The following is a 13,806-nucleotide window of genomic DNA, read 5'->3' as shown; positions in this document are numbered from 1 at the left end:
CACCAGCGCCATCGCCTCCGACACCGTGGCCACCCCCGGCAGGGCGGGCAGCCCGGTGTCGGCCATCGCCCGGGCCAGCGACGGGGTGCACCCGGGGCTGACGAGGAAACGCGCCCCCGCCTTGGCTGCGGAGCGGGCCTGCTCGCCGTTGACGATGGTCCCGGCGCCCACCACGGCTTCCGGCACCTCCTGGGCGATCCGCTCGATGGCGTCCAGGGCCGCCGGGGTCCGCAGGGTCACCTCGATGCCGGGCAGACCGCCCGCCACCAGGGCTCGTGCCAGCGGGACGGCGTGTTCGGCGTCCTCGACCACCACCACGGGCATCACCGGTGCGAGGTCGAGCACGTCCGCACCTGAGCGGGGGATCGTCGTCATGGCTGTCTCCAAGTGGTCAGTGGGTACGTGCGTCGCGGAAGGCGGGCCGGGCGGGCCGCCCGCGCTCAGTGGCCGAAGACCCCGGCACCGGTCTCGGCCGGGCCGACCGCCCCGCGCAGGGCGGCGAAGAGTTCGCGCCCGGTCCCGGCGGAGGAGTCCACCGTGGGCCGGGCGTCCTCGCGCCCGTCGAGGTCGGCCAGGACCTCCAGTGTGCCCCGGACCGCGTCCAGCCGGATGAGGTCGCCGTCCCGGACCCTGGCCAGTGGGCCGCCCGCCTCCGCCTCGGGTGAGACGTGGATGGCGGCGGGCACCTTGCCGGACGCGCCGGACATGCGCCCGTCGGTGACCAGAGCGACCTTCTGGCCCCGGTCCTGGAGCACGGCCAGCGGCGGGGTGAGCTTGTGCAGCTCCGGCATGCCGTTGGCGCGCGGGCCCTGGAACCGGACCACGGCGACGAAGTCCCCGGTCAGTTCTCCGGCGGCGAAGGCCTTCTGGAGTTCGGCCTGGTCCCCGAAGACCCGGGCGGGGGCCTCCACGACGTGCCGTTCGGGCGCCACGGCGGACACCTTGATCACGGCGCGGCCGAGGTTGCCCTCCAGCATGCGCAGTCCGCCGTCGGGGGCGAAGGGGTCGGTGGCCGGGCGCAGCACCGTCGTGTCCGCGCTCTCCGTGGGGCCGTCCACCCAGGTCAGCTCGCCGCCCTCGGTCAGCTCGGGCACCTGGCGGTAGCGGTTCAGGCCCAGACCGGCGACGGTGTGGACGTCCTCGTGCAGGAGCCCGGCGTCCAGCAGGGTGCCGATGAGGAAGGCCATGCCGCCCACCTCGTGGAAGCGGTTCACGTCGGCGGCGCCGTTGGGGTACATGCGGGTGAGCAGCGGCACCGCCTCGGACAGGTCGGCGAAGTCGTCCCAGGTGAGCTGGATTCCGGCGGCGCGGGCGATGGCGACCAGGTGCAGCGTGTGGTTGCTGGAGCCGCCGGTGGCCAGCAGCGCGACCACGGCGTTCACGACGGCCTTCTCGTCGATCTGCTCGCCGACCGGGGTGTGGTGTTCGGTGAGGGCGGTCAGCCCGAGCACGCGGCGGCCCGCCTCGGCGGTCAGGGCCTCGCGCAGCGGGGTGCCGGGCTGCTCGAAGCTGGCCCCGGGCAGGTGCAGGCCCATGACCTCCATGAGCATCTGGTTGGAGTTGGCGGTGCCGTAGAAGGTGCAGGTGCCGGGCGAGTGGTAGGCGGCGGACTCGGCCTGGAGCAGCTCCGTGCGGCCGACCCTGCCCTCGGCGAACTTCTGGCGGACCCGCGCCTTCTCCTTGTTGGGCAGGCCGGAGTGCATGGGACCGGCGGGCACGAACGCCACCGGCAGGTGACCGAAGGACAGGGCGCCGATGAGCAGGCCGGGCACGATCTTGTCGCACACGCCGAGCATCAGGGCGCCGTCGAACATGTCGTGGGACAGCGCCACGGCCGCCGACATCGCGATCACGTCGCGGCTGAACAGGGACAGCTCCATGCCCGCCCGGCCCTGGGTGATGCCGTCGCACATGGCGGGCACCCCGCCCGCGAACTGGGCGACGCCGCCCGCCTCCGCGACCGCCTTCTTGATGACGGCGGGGTAGGTCTCCAGGGGCTGGTGGGCGGAGAGCATGTCGTTGTACGCGGAGACGATCGCCAGGTTGGGGGTGACGTCCCCGGCCAGCGAGAGCTTGTCGCCGACCCCGCACGCCGCGAATCCGTGCGCGAGGTTGGCGCAGCCCAGGGAGGTGCGGGACGGGCCCTGGCCGACCGCTTCACGGACACGGGTCAGGTAGGCGGAGCGGGTCGCGTCGCTGCGCTCGGTCAGGCGCCGGGTGACCTCCGCGATCACCTGGTGGACGACGGGGGTGGTGCCGGGGGTGTGCGCGGTCATGCCTGCTCCTCTTCGTGCCACGTGCTGCCGGAACGGCCGATGAGCCGCTGCGCTCCTGCGGGGCCGGAGCTTCCGGCGGGGTAGGTCTCGGGTGGGGTGTCGAGGCCCTGCCAGGCCTCGATGACGGGGTCCACCCACCGCCACGCGGCCTCGACCTCGTCGCGGCGCATGAAGAGGGTGGAGTCCCCGGCCAACACGTCCATCAGCAGCCGCTCGTAGGCCTCGGGAGAGCGGGTGGCGAAGGTGTCGGCGAAGCTGAGCTCCAGCGGGACCGGCCGCAGACGCAGCGCACCGGCGCCGGGCGTCTTGGCCAGCATGGTCAGGTGTATGCCCTCGTCCGGCTGGAGGCGGATGACGAGGCTGCCAGCTCCGGAGGCGGCGGCCCCGGGGAAGATGGTGTGCGGGACGTCGCGGAAGCGGATGACGATCTCGGAGCGGGCGTGCCCCAGGCGCTTGCCGGTGCGCAGGTAGAAGGGGACTCCCGCCCACCGCCAGTTGGCGACCTCCGCGCGTAGGGCCACGAAGGTCTCGGTGTCGCTGGTCGCCGGTCCGCCCGCCTCGTCCAGGTAGCCGAGGACCTCCTCGCCCTGGACCGTCCCCCTCGTGTACTGGCCGCGCACGGTGTTTTCGGCGACCCGGTTCCCGGAGAGGGGTCTCAGGGACTGGAGGACCTTGAGCTTCTCGTCCCGGACGGCGTCGCGGTCGTAGCTGGCCGGGGGTTCCATGGCGGTGAGGCAGAGCAGCTGGAGCAGGTGGTTCTGCACCATGTCGCGCATGGCGCCGGAGGTGTCGTAGTAGCCGCGCCGTCCGCCCACGCCCACGGTCTCGGTGGCGGTGATCTGCACGTGGTCGATCCACCGGGAGTTCCACAGGGGTTCGAGGAAGACGTTGGCGAACCGCAGCACGAGCAGGTTCTGCACGGTCTCCTTCCCCAGGTAGTGGTCGATCCGGTAGGTGCGGGACTCCTCGAAGACCGCTCCCACGGCGTCGTTGACGGCCCTGGCGGAGTCGAGGTCGCGGCCGAGCGGCTTCTCCATGACGACGCGGGACTCGGGGGTGACCAGGCCCGCGTCCTGGAGCCCCTGGCAGATGGCCCCGGAGATCATCGGCGGCACGGCGAGGTAGAAGACGCGGTCGCGGCCGGGGGTGAGGGCGGCGGCGAGGTGGGTCCATCCGGAGGGGTCGCCGCCGACGTCGACGGTCACGTGGGAGAGGCGGCCGAGGAAACGGCGCAGGACCTCGGGTTCGACCACCTGGACGGCGCTGTGGCCCCGGACGGCGGAGGAGGCCTTGTCGCGCAGGTCGGCGTCGGTGAGGCCGTCCTGGGAGACCGCCACGACCCGGGTGTCCCCGCCGAGGTGGCCGTCGCGGTCCAGGAGGTAGAGGGAGGGGAGCAGTTTACGCATGGACAGGTCACCGGTTCCGCCGAAGACCACCAGGTCGGTGGGGCGGGGCACGGGCTGCTGCGGCATTCGGTTGGCTCCTGCGAGAGGGGAGGACGTGCGAGGGGTGGGACGGGGGCGCGGAGGTGGTGGCGGGGGGCTACCGCCGCACTGGGGGCGAGTGGCCGTGGATCGGGGGCCCATGGTCCGGTTTCGACCCTAATCGCACTATGGTAAAAAACCAAGCACACTTCATAACATTAGTTTACATAAGTGCACGAACTTCGAGCCACACCGCCAAGCGAATGGTTGAATGAGGGCATGGCCAGAACCCCGGGACGCCTGTCCTCCACCGCCACCAGCGGCCACATCCTGGAGATGATCCGCACCGGCAGCGCCACCAGCCGCTCCGAGATCGCCCGCGCCACGGGACTCTCCCGCCCGTCCGTGGCCCTGCGGGTGACCGAGTTGATGGACGGCGGACTGGTGACCGAGGGGACCCGCGCCGCCTCCAGAGGGGGCCGACCGCCCACACTGCTGGAGTTCAACGCCTCCAGCGGGCTGATCCTCACCGCGGCCCTCGGCATGGCCCGCAGCCAGTCGGCCGTGTGCGATCTCGACGGGCGGGTGCTGTTGCGCACCCCCGGAACCCCCCGCATGGAGCAGGGCCCGGACGCCACCGTGCCCTGGCTGCTGGACACGTGGTCGGAGCAGATCTCCGAGCTGGGCCGCTCCCCCGACGAGGTGCGCGGGGTGGGCATCGGACTGCCCGGCACCGTGGAGTTCCACGCCGGACGCGCCGAGGACCGCCCGGTCCTGGGCAAGTGGGCGGGCGTGGCCCTGGGCCCGATGGTCGCGGAGCGCTTCCCCGTCCCGGTGATGGTGGACAACGACGTGAACGTGATGGCGCTCGGGGAGCACATCGCGGGCGGGCACGGACACACCGACGACATGGTGTTCGTGAAGGTCTCCACGGGGATCGGCGCCGGTCTGGTCTCCGGCGGTCGCCTCCTGCGCGGCGCCCTGGGCGCGGCCGGGGAGATCGGACACGTCCCCGTACGGGACGGCGGCGGCCTGCCGTGCCGCTGCGGCAACACCGACTGCCTGGAGTCGGTGGCGGGCGGGCGCAGGCTCCTGGAGCAGGCCGCAGAGCAGGGCCGCGAGGTGGCTGGCCTCAAGGAGCTGGTGGCGCTGGCGTCGGAGGGCGACCCGGTGGCGGTCACCCTGGTGCGCGAGGCCGGGCGGCGGCTGGGCGAGACCCTGGCGGGCGCGGTCAACCTGCTCAACCCGGAGCTAATCGTGCTCGGCGGCGACCTCTCGGAGGCCTACGACCACCTGGTGGCGGGCGTGCGCGAAGTGGTGTTCCAGCAGTGCACGGCCCTGGCCACGCGCCAGCTGAGAATCGTGGCGAGCACGCTGTGGGACGACGCCGGCGTGCGCGGCTGCGCGGCGATGGTCAGTGAGGAGATCCTCTCACCGGAGGCCGTGAACGCTCTCCTGGCCGGTTAGGTCCGCCGGGACCACCGGATGCGGCGGTGCGGCCGCGGCTGCCCGGATCACCCGGAGAGAGCCGGGCGACTGTCCACAGGCTGTGGACAGCGAGGTTTACCCGAATCGGGGCCAGGCAAGCGGTAGTGAAGGTGGACTGTCGATCCTGCCCCCGTCTGTCCTGAACTGGGAAGGCGCCGCGTCCGCGGGCGCCCGCTCCGTCGTGACACTTGACAACGAGCACCGAACTGCCGAATAGTCACGCACCCGAGTACCAGCTGGCACTCGGACACCCTCCGTCACCCCCGCACCCGCCGCCCCCGTCAACACCGTGGCCATGTCCCGTGCGGACCACCGCCCGGAAAGGTCTCCCGTACACATGCTGCTCGAAAACCCCGCCGTGCTCGTCGTGATCGGCGCCGGGATCAGCCTCGTCACCAGCGTGGTCGTGACCGCGCTGCACTCCCGGCAGATCCGCCGCGCCGAACTGCGCACCGGCACCCGCACCTCCGCCCGCAACCTCACCAGCGCCTTCATCGCGGAGCGGGACGGCACCGGCGATGGCACCGACTTCCTGCGCGAGGCGGAGCTCACGGTCATGTCGATGACCGACCGCAAGGCCCGGGAGCGACTCGGCGAGGTCGTCCGTCTGCTGCGCGAACACGACCTGCCCGAGGTCGAGCAGCTGAGCGGGGTCAGCGCGGCCACCGCCAAGCGCGTCCTGTGCGACCACGCCCTGGAGGTCCTCGGCGCGCACCTGCGCGCGGACCGTCTGCCCGAGGTGCCCGCCCTGATGCGCAAGATGCTCAGTGTGGAGGAGGAGGCCCTGAGCATCCACTCCGGCGAGGCCCCCAGACCCAGCGCGCCCATCGAGAAGAGCTCGGTCACCCCGCGTCCGCGCCACACCGGCACCGCCAAGGCCGCCAGCGGCTCCGGAAGCACCGGAGGCAGCGGCGGAACCGCGCGCAAGACCACCAAGGGCACGAGGACCGGTGCCAAGCCGAGCGGCAAGGGCGGTGGCCGTGCTGCGACCGCCACCGCGGAGGAGCCCGAGAAGAAGGAGAAGGAGAGCGGCTTCTGGGACGACTGATCCCGATCGGGCCGCGAGCGATCCGCGGAATCCGGAGGCTCCCAGACTCGGGCAGAACGTGACCATCAGCCCGTATGCCCCCTCCTCACCACCAATAACCCGCGTCGCACCGGCGCGTCGGAAGTGGTTCCCAAGGGAACAGATGAGACAGTCGGACAGAAAACTCGCAGACGACTGCCACCCGGCGAAGGAATTGTACGGCGCAATTGTGGTCAGGAACCGCGCGCATGGACAACCCGAGCACGCACTCGACGAGAACTTCACCTAGGATCACTGCCACGCGCAGGTTCCGGTGTACTTGGCGAACCCAGTCCGTTGGTGTCCCGGCTTTTCACCATGCCTCGGCACTCCCCCTCGGCGATTTTTCGGTCAGGATTCCGGTCTGCCCGCGTGTTTCCCCCGCGCGACCCCCGCCCTCCCCCGGACTCGGACGCGTGACCCTCCAGGGTCGGTGTCCGGCCGTTGGCACGCCCAGCCGTCCGAACTCACCGAGATTGTCACGATGCCCGCTGACGAGAACTCCGCCGATTCCGGCGCGGACCAGACACCAGACGAGAACTCCGAGCCCTCCGCGCAGGCCGAGGGCGCCGAGGAGCAGGACGTGAGGCGGGAAGGGCCGGACGAGACCGGCCCCGACTCCTCCGGTCCCGCCGACTCCGACGCGCCCGGCGAGGCCACCGAGCCAACCGAGCCCGAAACTCCCACCGAGGAGGCTTCGGCCGAAGGCGAGCCCGCGACCAGCGGGGAGGACGCTCCGGAGACCGTCGTCATAGACGTCGACGCGCCGGTCACGACCACGGGGGCCGGTTCGGGGGACACCGAAGCCGAACCCGGGGAGTCCTCGGAGCAGAGCCCGGGTGAGGGCCCGGACAAGGCCGCGGACGAGGCCGCGCGGAAGGACGGGGAGAAGGACTCGGAGGAGGACGGCGACGAGACCGGCACCGCCGCCGCCTCGGTGCCGGACACCGACGGCCCGGACACCCCGGAGCCGGGCGCCGAGGCCGCACCGGACGGCGACCCCGAGGGGGCCGGGGCCGGGGACGACCCGGAACCGGACGCCTCACCGGCGGTCGCCGCGGCCGCGTCCTCGTCCGTGTCGGGCAAGAGGAACAAGCGCAAGCGCAGCCGTCTGCGCAGGGTGGTCATGTGGACCTCCGCGTCCCTGGCGCTGGTCCTGCTGGTCGGGGTGGGCACCGCCTACGCCTACTACTACTCGCTGCGCTCCGACATGGTGCAGCACGACATTGAGGCGCTGCTCGGCGACGAGGAGCGGCCGGACAAGATCAGCGACGCCGTCAACATCCTCTTCATCGGATCGGACGGCTATGAGGAGGACAGCCCCGCCTACTCGACCGAGTTCGAGGGCGAGCGCTCCGACTCCCTGATGCTCGCGCACATCTCGCCCGACAAGCGCGTCTCGGTGGTCAGCTTCCCGCGCGACTCACTGGTGCAGCTGCCCGAGTGCGACTCCTACGGCAAGACCGAGGGCACCTACGGCTACTTCGGCATGATCAACGCCGCGATGTACCACGGCGGACCGCCCTGCGTGGTGCGGACCATCGAGACCCTCACCGACATCCGGGTCGACCACTTCGTGCACCTGAGCTTCGCGAGCTTCCGCGACGTCGTGAACGCCATGGGCGGGGTGGACATGTGCATCCCGGAGCCCATGCAGGACCGCCGCGCCAAGCTCGACCTCGACGCCGGCGACCAGACGCTCGACGGTGAGCAGGCGCTGTCCTTCGTCCGCGCCCGCTACGACATCGGCGACGGCGGGGACATGGGCCGCATCGACCGGCAGCAGATGTTCCTGGCCGCCCTGGCGGACCAGGTGACCAGCAGCGACGTGCTCAGCAGCCCGAGCAAGCTCAACGGCATCCTCCAGGCGGTGGCCCAGCACAGCGCCACCGACCGCGAGCTGTCGCTGGACCGGATGCTGTCCATCGCGGTCACCATGGCTGACGTGGACCTGTCCGACATCGAGTTCCACACGGTCCCCTGGTACCAGGCGCCCTACGACCCGAACCGGGTCATGTGGCACGAGGAGGAGGCCGCCGAGCTGTTCTCCGCCGTGCGCGAGGACCGCCCGCTGCCCGCACTGCTCGCCGACGACTCTCCCGTGCCGGAGGAGCAGCCCGGGGACGAGCCCACTCCGGTCGACACCGGCTCCGAGGGCGCGGATGAGGAGGCCGAGTCCGGCGCCGCCTCCCCTGAGCCGTCCGCGCGTCCGGGCGAGGGACGCGACGCCACGTCCAACCCGTGCCAGGACGGCCTCGGCTTCGGTACCGGCGAGGAAGGCTGGTAGCCACGCGCGGCCGAACCGTTCACGCAGAGGGCCTCCACCGCGGACAGCGGCGGAGGCCCTCTCGTCTCCGGTGACGGGGCGGGCCACCGACGGAGGCCCCGCACACGCCGAGGGTCGTCCACCACCGCGTCGCGGGGGTCGTGTCCCGCCCCCCTCAAGGGTCATGTCCGCCGTCCCGCGTGACGGCCGATGGCCAAGACCCACACACGCGCAGGGTCGTGTCCCGCCACCCCGCAAGGCCCTCTCCCACCGTCCCGCGTAACGGCCGGGTCCGCACACGCGGAGGGCCCCCGTCGCGATCCGCGACGGGGGCCCCTTCATGCCCCTGGCAGGGCAGGTGCCCCGGGCGGCGGGAACTCTGGCTCTCCGCTGGTACGTGCCGGGAAACCCCCACAGTCCCCACTGGCACCACGGTCAACGGAGATGGTCCCGCTCACCGCCCGAGGCGTGGTGCGCCCGCCACGACCGACGGGCGCACGTTCGTGGTCCCTACAGTCCGAGCGGCAGTTCGAGGGGCAGGGCGCCGCCGGTCAGCTCCTCGGTGGGCAGCTCGGAGGCGAGGGGGAGCGGGGCGACCTCGGGCTGCCCCAGCTCGGGCAGGCCCTGGACGTCGACCAGGTCGCCGCCGGGGGTCTTCGGCAGCAGGTCGCCGACCAGGTCCGTTCCGGCGCCGGACATCGACAGGGTGTCCTCGACCCCCAGGCCGCTGACAGCGCCACGGACGNGGGGGGGTGGGCCCCCCGCCACGACCGACGGGCGCACGTTCGTGGTCCCTACAGTCCGAGCGGCAGTTCGAGGGGCAGGTCGCCGCCGGTCAGCTCCTCGGTGGGCAGCTCGGAGGCGAGGGGGAGCGGGGCGACCTCGGGCTGCCCCAGCTCGGGCAGGCCCTGGACGTCGACCAGGTCGCCGCCGGGGGTCTTCGGCAGCAGGTCGCCGACCAGGTCCGTTCCGGCGCCGGACATCGACAGGGTGTCCTCGACCCCCAGTCCGCTGACAGCGCCGCGGACCTCACCCACGGTGTCGGTGACGGCGTCCTCGGCCGCACCCACCGTCTGGAGCTCCGAGGGCCCGGACATCGACAGGGTGTCCTCGACCCCCAGTCCGCTGACAGCGCCGCGGACCTCACCCACGGTGTCGGTGACGGCGTCCTCGGCCGCACCCACCGTCTGGAGCTCCGAGGGCCCGGACATGTGCAGCGTGTCCTTGACGTCCTTGGGCAGCAGGGTGGTCAGGCCACCGGTGAGGTCGGCGTTCTCGCCCGCGTCCAGACCGACCGGACCGCTCATCGGGACGGTCTCGCCCAGCTGCTTGACGCCGAGGTCGTCCAGGCCGACCACGTCGAGGCCGGGCTGGTGCAGACCGCTCTGGGCACGGGTGCCCAGCTCGGTGACGGTGTCGTCGACGACGGAGGCACCCTCGGCCAGGTTGAGGGGGGAGCTGGCGGCGCTCAGCGGCAGGGTCTGGCCGCCGTCCAAGGAGAGGCCGTCGAGCAGGCCGGTGCCGCCGAGCAGCATGGAGACCGGGTCGACCGCGCCGCCGGCCTCGCTGAGCGGCAGGGTCTCCGTGGCCTTGCCGAGGTCCAGCGGGCCGACGTTCCCGGCGTTGTCCTTGCCGGTGGTAACCGGGGTGTCGGCGGAGACGGTGTCACCGACGACCGTGCCGACGGGGGCGCTCTGGCCGGACTGGTGCTGGATGTCGGGCTGGGCGGAGATCTCGCCGGGCTGGACCTTGACCAGGTCGCCGAGCGGCGTGGAGACGCCCTCGGTCAGGGCGGCGGGCACCTGGTTGCCCAGGTCGCCCAGGGGGAGGCCGTCCGTGACACCGCCGAGTGTGTCGGCCCCGGCGACGCCGGCGCCAAGGGCGACGAATCCAGCGGTCCCGGCGGCCACGAGCAGGGTCCGAGCAGAGGTACGGGCGGTGTGGAACATGAGTTTCCTTCCGGAGTGAGCGTGTGTTCTGTTCGAGGGACGCGACGGAGCGGGTGTCGTGCCCCGTCGCGTCGGACCGTCTCCCTGGCCAGGGGTTCCGGTCCTGAGGGTGGTACGGGCGAGCTCTCCGGTCGGTGAACCCCTGCGTCCCTGGTGGGGGCGAGCGGGATCGATCCGGATCCAGTCGGTCGGTCTGGCGGACCACCGGCTGACGTGAACCTCGCGATCGAGGTGCGGGGTTCACGTCAACCCCCAGAAGGTCACCGCGTGGCTGGTGCCGCTGGGAAGGGTGTGGCTTGAAAAGCCGTGCCGGGCTGATCGCGTGCGGCGCGGGACGCTCGGGGCGTGCGGCGCGGGACGCGGTCCGGTGGTCCGCTAGTCCGGAGAGAAGGTCGGCTCGTCCGCGGAGTCGGCGGGAGCCGAGCGCAGGACGTGCCGGGCGGCCTCGAACAGGCCGGGGGCGGGCGCCGGGGCGCCGGTGACGGGCAGGAACCCGGCGACGGCGGGCGCGGAGGCGGTGCCACCGGACGCGGGGGCGCTGCCGCCCGCGATGGTGGTGAGCGCCTCGGTGGAGCGGGGGGCGGTCTCGGTGGCCCGGTCGCGCTCGGTGACGCCCTTGGCCCGGTGCTCGACGGAACCGCGCTCCTGGGCCGCGACCAGGACTTCGGCGGCGGGCCGTTCGGCCACCGCACGGTGCTCCTCCGGGGCCTCGGCCTCGGTCTCGCGGTCCTGACGGTCGTCGGCGGAGGGGGCGTCGCCCTCGGACCCCGGCGCGGGTTCGGTGACCTGCGCGGGGTCGGTGGCGACCAGTTCGGACAGGTGGTCGGGGCGCGGAAGGGAGGTCTCCCGGACCACGTCCCGCACCTGCTGGACGGGTGCGGAGGCCTCGGTCTCGACCGCACGCGCGGCCTCCGAGGCACCGTCCACCGCCTCCGTGGCGTGCTGGGTGGCGCGATCACTCACGGTGGTGACCGCGCCGCTAAGGGAACCGCCGAGCGTCTCGGTGCCCGCCACCAGGCCGGAGGAACTCCCCACCACACCGGCGGTGAGGGGGTTGTCGGCGCCGGGCAGCTCCGAGGAGTGCGCCGGGGCGGCGGAGACGAGCCACACGGTGAACAGGACCCCGGTGAGCAGACCGGCGAGCGTCAGCGCTCGTCGGAGCGGTTCCGGACACACGGTGGGACGGACGCCGATGGCGCCGACCGTACCGTGGTATCCAGACACCGGGGCTTCCTTCCGCCGTGTGAGCCGGTCCGTTCCGGTGAGGTACCGGGGGGACGACGGGCTCGAGGGGTTCGTGTGAGTGGCACCCCGGAACCTGGGGGTGCGGGGGCGGGGCGCGAGGTCACAGAGTGCCTTCCTGCGCCGACTGACGGTGACGTTAGCATGAATTGCCGGGCCCCTGTCCTCGATTCCCAAGGAATTCCCAGCACCTCGAACAAGCTTCCTAGCAGGAAGATGTGGCAAACCGGGAAAAAACCAACGACAATTCGAGTATTAGCCCTCAACCCCTCAACGGCTCTGCGGAGGTTGAACCACACATGACCAAGATCCCCCAGAGCCACCGGTTGTCCCCGAAGTCCCTGGACGAGCTCCTCGCGGATGTGCACTCCCAGATGAACCCGGGGCTCTCCGCTCAGGGGAGGATGCACTCTCTGCTCCAGGCCGTCCTGGACATCGGTGGCGATCTGGACCTGGCGACCGTACTGCGAAGGCTCACCGAGGCCGCCGCCCACCTGGCCGAGGCCAGGTTCGCCGGGCTGGGCGTGATCGGTGAGGACGGCGGTTTCACCGAGTTCATCCCGGTCGGGTTCACCCAGGCGCAGGCCGAGCGGATCGGCCGGTTCCCGCACGGCAAGGGCGTGCTCGGCACCCCCTCGTTCGAGCAGACCACGCTCCGCCTCTCCGACCTGCGCGACCACCCGGACTTCGGCGGGTTCCCGGAGGGCCACCCGAGGATGTCCAGCTTCCTCGGGGTGCCGATCCAGGTACGCGGCGAGGTGTTCGGCAACCTCTACCTGACGGAGAAGGAGAACGGCGGGGAGTTCGACGAGGAGGACGAGACCATCGTGACCGCGCTGGCGACCGCCGCCGGTGTGGCCATCGAGAACGCCCGTCTGTACGAGGAGACCCGGCTGCGCGAGCGGTGGCTGGCCGCCTCCACGGAGATCACCACCCGGCTGCTGTCGGGCGCGGACACCGACGAGGTGCTGGCCTACCTCGCCGCGCAGGCCAGGGAGATCGCTGGTGCGGACACCGCCGTGGTGATGCTGCCGGACCCGCACGCGCGGGGGCACTTGTTCGCGGAGTTCGCGGACGGCCCGATCGCCCAGGAGATCCTGGGGACGCCCGTGGAGATCCAGGACTCCGCCTGCGGCTCGGTGTACGAGTCGGGTGAGGCCGCGGCCGTCCCCGACCTGCGCCAGGCCAACTGCCCCATGCTCACCCACCGCGGCTACGGCCCCGGGTTGCTGGTGCCGTTGGGCACCCCCGGCAACACCCGCGGGGTGCTGCTGCTCGGCAAGCTCTCCGAGCGGGCGCCGTTCGACTCCAACATAAGGCGCATGCTGAACTCCTTCTCCGTGCAGGCGGGGGTGGCGCTGGAGCTGGCCGAGGCCCGGCGGGACAGCGAGCGGATCGTGGTCCTGGAGGAGCGCGACCGGATCGCCAAGGACCTGCACGACGTGGTGATCCAGCGGCTGTTCGCGTCCGCGATGACCCTCATGAGCACAGTCCGGCTCATCGGCTCCACGGAGGCGGAGGAACGGGTCCAGCGCACCATCGACGAGCTGGACAGCACGATCCGGGAGATCAGGTCGACCATCTTCGACCTCCAGCACCCGCCGAGCCGACGGGACACGTCGCTGCGGGGGCAGATCCTTCGGCTGGCGGAGAACACCGCGCACAGTCTGGGCTGCCACCCGGGTGTGAGCCTGGACGGCCCGATCGACGCGTCCGTGCCCGACGAGGTGGGCGAACAGCTGCTGGCTGTCCTGGGTGAGGGGTTGACCAACGTCGCCCGGCACGCGCGCGCCACGGAGGTGCACGTCTCGGTGACGGTGGAGGAGCAGTCGACCACCGGCCGGCCCACCACCCTGGTTTTGACCATCACCGACAACGGGGTGGGGCTGCCCGAGGAGGGTCGCCGCAGCGGCCTGCGCAACCTGGACCAGCGGGCCCAGGCGCTGGGCGGCGAGTTCAGCGCGAGCAGGGGCGAGGAGGGTGGCACCGTGCTGGTGTGGAGGGTCCCGGTCCCGGGCTCCAACGCGCAGCCGTGAGGCGCGACCCCGGCATCACCCTGCTGCTGTGAAAGGTGCCAGTTCCAGGCTCCAACCCA

General features: G+C 72.0%; 9 protein-coding genes and 1 pseudogene. 4 read left to right on the top strand and 6 right to left on the bottom strand.

The genetic code is table 11. From position 1 onward, the window contains the following. The 3 genes and pseudogenes from D452_RS0111740 to zwf form a co-directional block, all read right to left on the bottom strand. A pseudogene (locus tag D452_RS0111740) lies at nt 1–375 on the bottom strand (keto-deoxy-phosphogluconate aldolase); the annotation flags it as partial. A 65-nt stretch (nt 376–440) separates the two neighbouring features. Continuing rightward, a complete protein-coding gene (gene edd, locus D452_RS0111735; RefSeq protein WP_017544343.1) occupies nt 441–2,276 on the bottom strand; it encodes a phosphogluconate dehydratase in 1,836 nt (611 codons plus the stop codon). Next, the gene (gene zwf, locus D452_RS0111730; protein WP_017544342.1) at nt 2,273–3,748 is read right to left on the bottom strand and encodes a glucose-6-phosphate dehydrogenase; all 1,476 of its coding nucleotides are present in this window, start codon (nt 3,746–3,748) and stop codon (nt 2,273–2,275) included. Before zwf ends, edd begins: the two co-directional genes overlap by 4 nt. 231 nt (nt 3,749–3,979) lie before the next feature. Between zwf and D452_RS0111725 the strand changes: the two genes are divergently transcribed. The 3 genes from D452_RS0111725 (at nt 3,980) to D452_RS0111715 (ending at nt 8,541) form a co-directional block, all read left to right on the top strand. Then, nucleotides 3,980–5,167 (top strand): ROK family transcriptional regulator, encoded by a 1,188-nt coding sequence (locus D452_RS0111725; RefSeq protein ID WP_017544341.1) that lies wholly within the window; start codon nt 3,980–3,982, stop codon nt 5,165–5,167. A 358-nt stretch (nt 5,168–5,525) separates the two neighbouring features. Continuing rightward, nucleotides 5,526–6,236, top strand: a complete 711-nt coding sequence (locus tag D452_RS0111720) for a hypothetical protein (RefSeq protein WP_017544340.1) — start codon at nt 5,526–5,528, stop codon at nt 6,234–6,236. A 502-nt stretch (nt 6,237–6,738) separates the two neighbouring features. After that, nucleotides 6,739–8,541: an LCP family protein gene (locus D452_RS0111715; protein ID WP_026129211.1), complete on the top strand. Its 1,803-nt coding sequence runs from the start codon at nt 6,739–6,741 to the stop codon at nt 8,539–8,541. Between the two features lie 489 nt (nt 8,542–9,030). On the opposite strand, the gene D452_RS30085 is transcribed toward D452_RS0111715, so the two are convergent. From D452_RS30085 to D452_RS0111700, 3 genes are all read right to left on the bottom strand, one after another. Then, the gene (locus D452_RS30085) at nt 9,031–9,219 is read right to left on the bottom strand and encodes a hypothetical protein (protein WP_239646371.1); all 189 of its coding nucleotides are present in this window, start codon (nt 9,217–9,219) and stop codon (nt 9,031–9,033) included. A 95-nt stretch (nt 9,220–9,314) separates the two neighbouring features. Then, entirely contained in the window at nt 9,315–10,469 is a 1,155-nt protein-coding gene (locus D452_RS0111705) for a hypothetical protein (RefSeq protein WP_017544337.1), read from the bottom strand. 375 nt (nt 10,470–10,844) lie between these two features. Continuing rightward, a complete protein-coding gene (locus D452_RS0111700; RefSeq protein ID WP_017544336.1) occupies nt 10,845–11,693 on the bottom strand; it encodes a hypothetical protein in 849 nt (282 codons plus the stop codon). Nucleotides 11,694–12,010: 317 nt separating this feature from the next. On the opposite strand from D452_RS0111700, the gene D452_RS0111695 reads away from it, so the two are divergent. Continuing rightward, nucleotides 12,011–13,747 carry a sensor histidine kinase gene (locus D452_RS0111695; protein ID WP_017544335.1) on the top strand — a complete coding sequence of 579 codons (1,737 nt, stop codon included), beginning with the start codon at nt 12,011–12,013 and terminating at the stop codon, nt 13,745–13,747. Nucleotides 13,748–13,806 lie beyond the last annotated feature (59 nt).

The organism is Nocardiopsis prasina DSM 43845 (assembly GCF_000341265.1).
GTDB classification, from domain to species: domain Bacteria; phylum Actinomycetota; class Actinomycetes; order Streptosporangiales; family Streptosporangiaceae; genus Nocardiopsis; species Nocardiopsis prasina.
The sequence above is the reverse complement of the archived record's forward strand: the minus strand, read 5'-3'. Positions and strand labels throughout refer to the sequence as shown.

Bases quoted from the DNA above. Each gene is read 5' to 3' on its own strand.
- edd (WP_017544343.1), bottom strand. From the start codon at position 2,276: ATGACCGCGCACACCCCCGGCACCACCCCCGTCGTCCACCAGGTGATC.
- D452_RS0111725 (WP_017544341.1), top strand. From the start codon at position 3,980: ATGGCCAGAACCCCGGGACGCCTGTCCTCCACCGCCACCAGCGGCCAC.
- D452_RS0111715 (WP_026129211.1), top strand. From the start codon at position 6,739: ATGCCCGCTGACGAGAACTCCGCCGATTCCGGCGCGGACCAGACACCA.
- D452_RS0111705 (WP_017544337.1), bottom strand. From the start codon at position 10,469: ATGTTCCACACCGCCCGTACCTCTGCTCGGACCCTGCTCGTGGCCGCC.
- zwf (WP_017544342.1), bottom strand. From the start codon at position 3,748: ATGCCGCAGCAGCCCGTGCCCCGCCCCACCGACCTGGTGGTCTTCGGC.
- D452_RS0111695 (WP_017544335.1), top strand. From the start codon at position 12,011: ATGACCAAGATCCCCCAGAGCCACCGGTTGTCCCCGAAGTCCCTGGAC.
- D452_RS30085 (WP_239646371.1), bottom strand. From the start codon at position 9,219: ATGTCCGGCGCCGGAACGGACCTGGTCGGCGACCTGCTGCCGAAGACC.
- D452_RS0111720 (WP_017544340.1), top strand. From the start codon at position 5,526: ATGCTGCTCGAAAACCCCGCCGTGCTCGTCGTGATCGGCGCCGGGATC.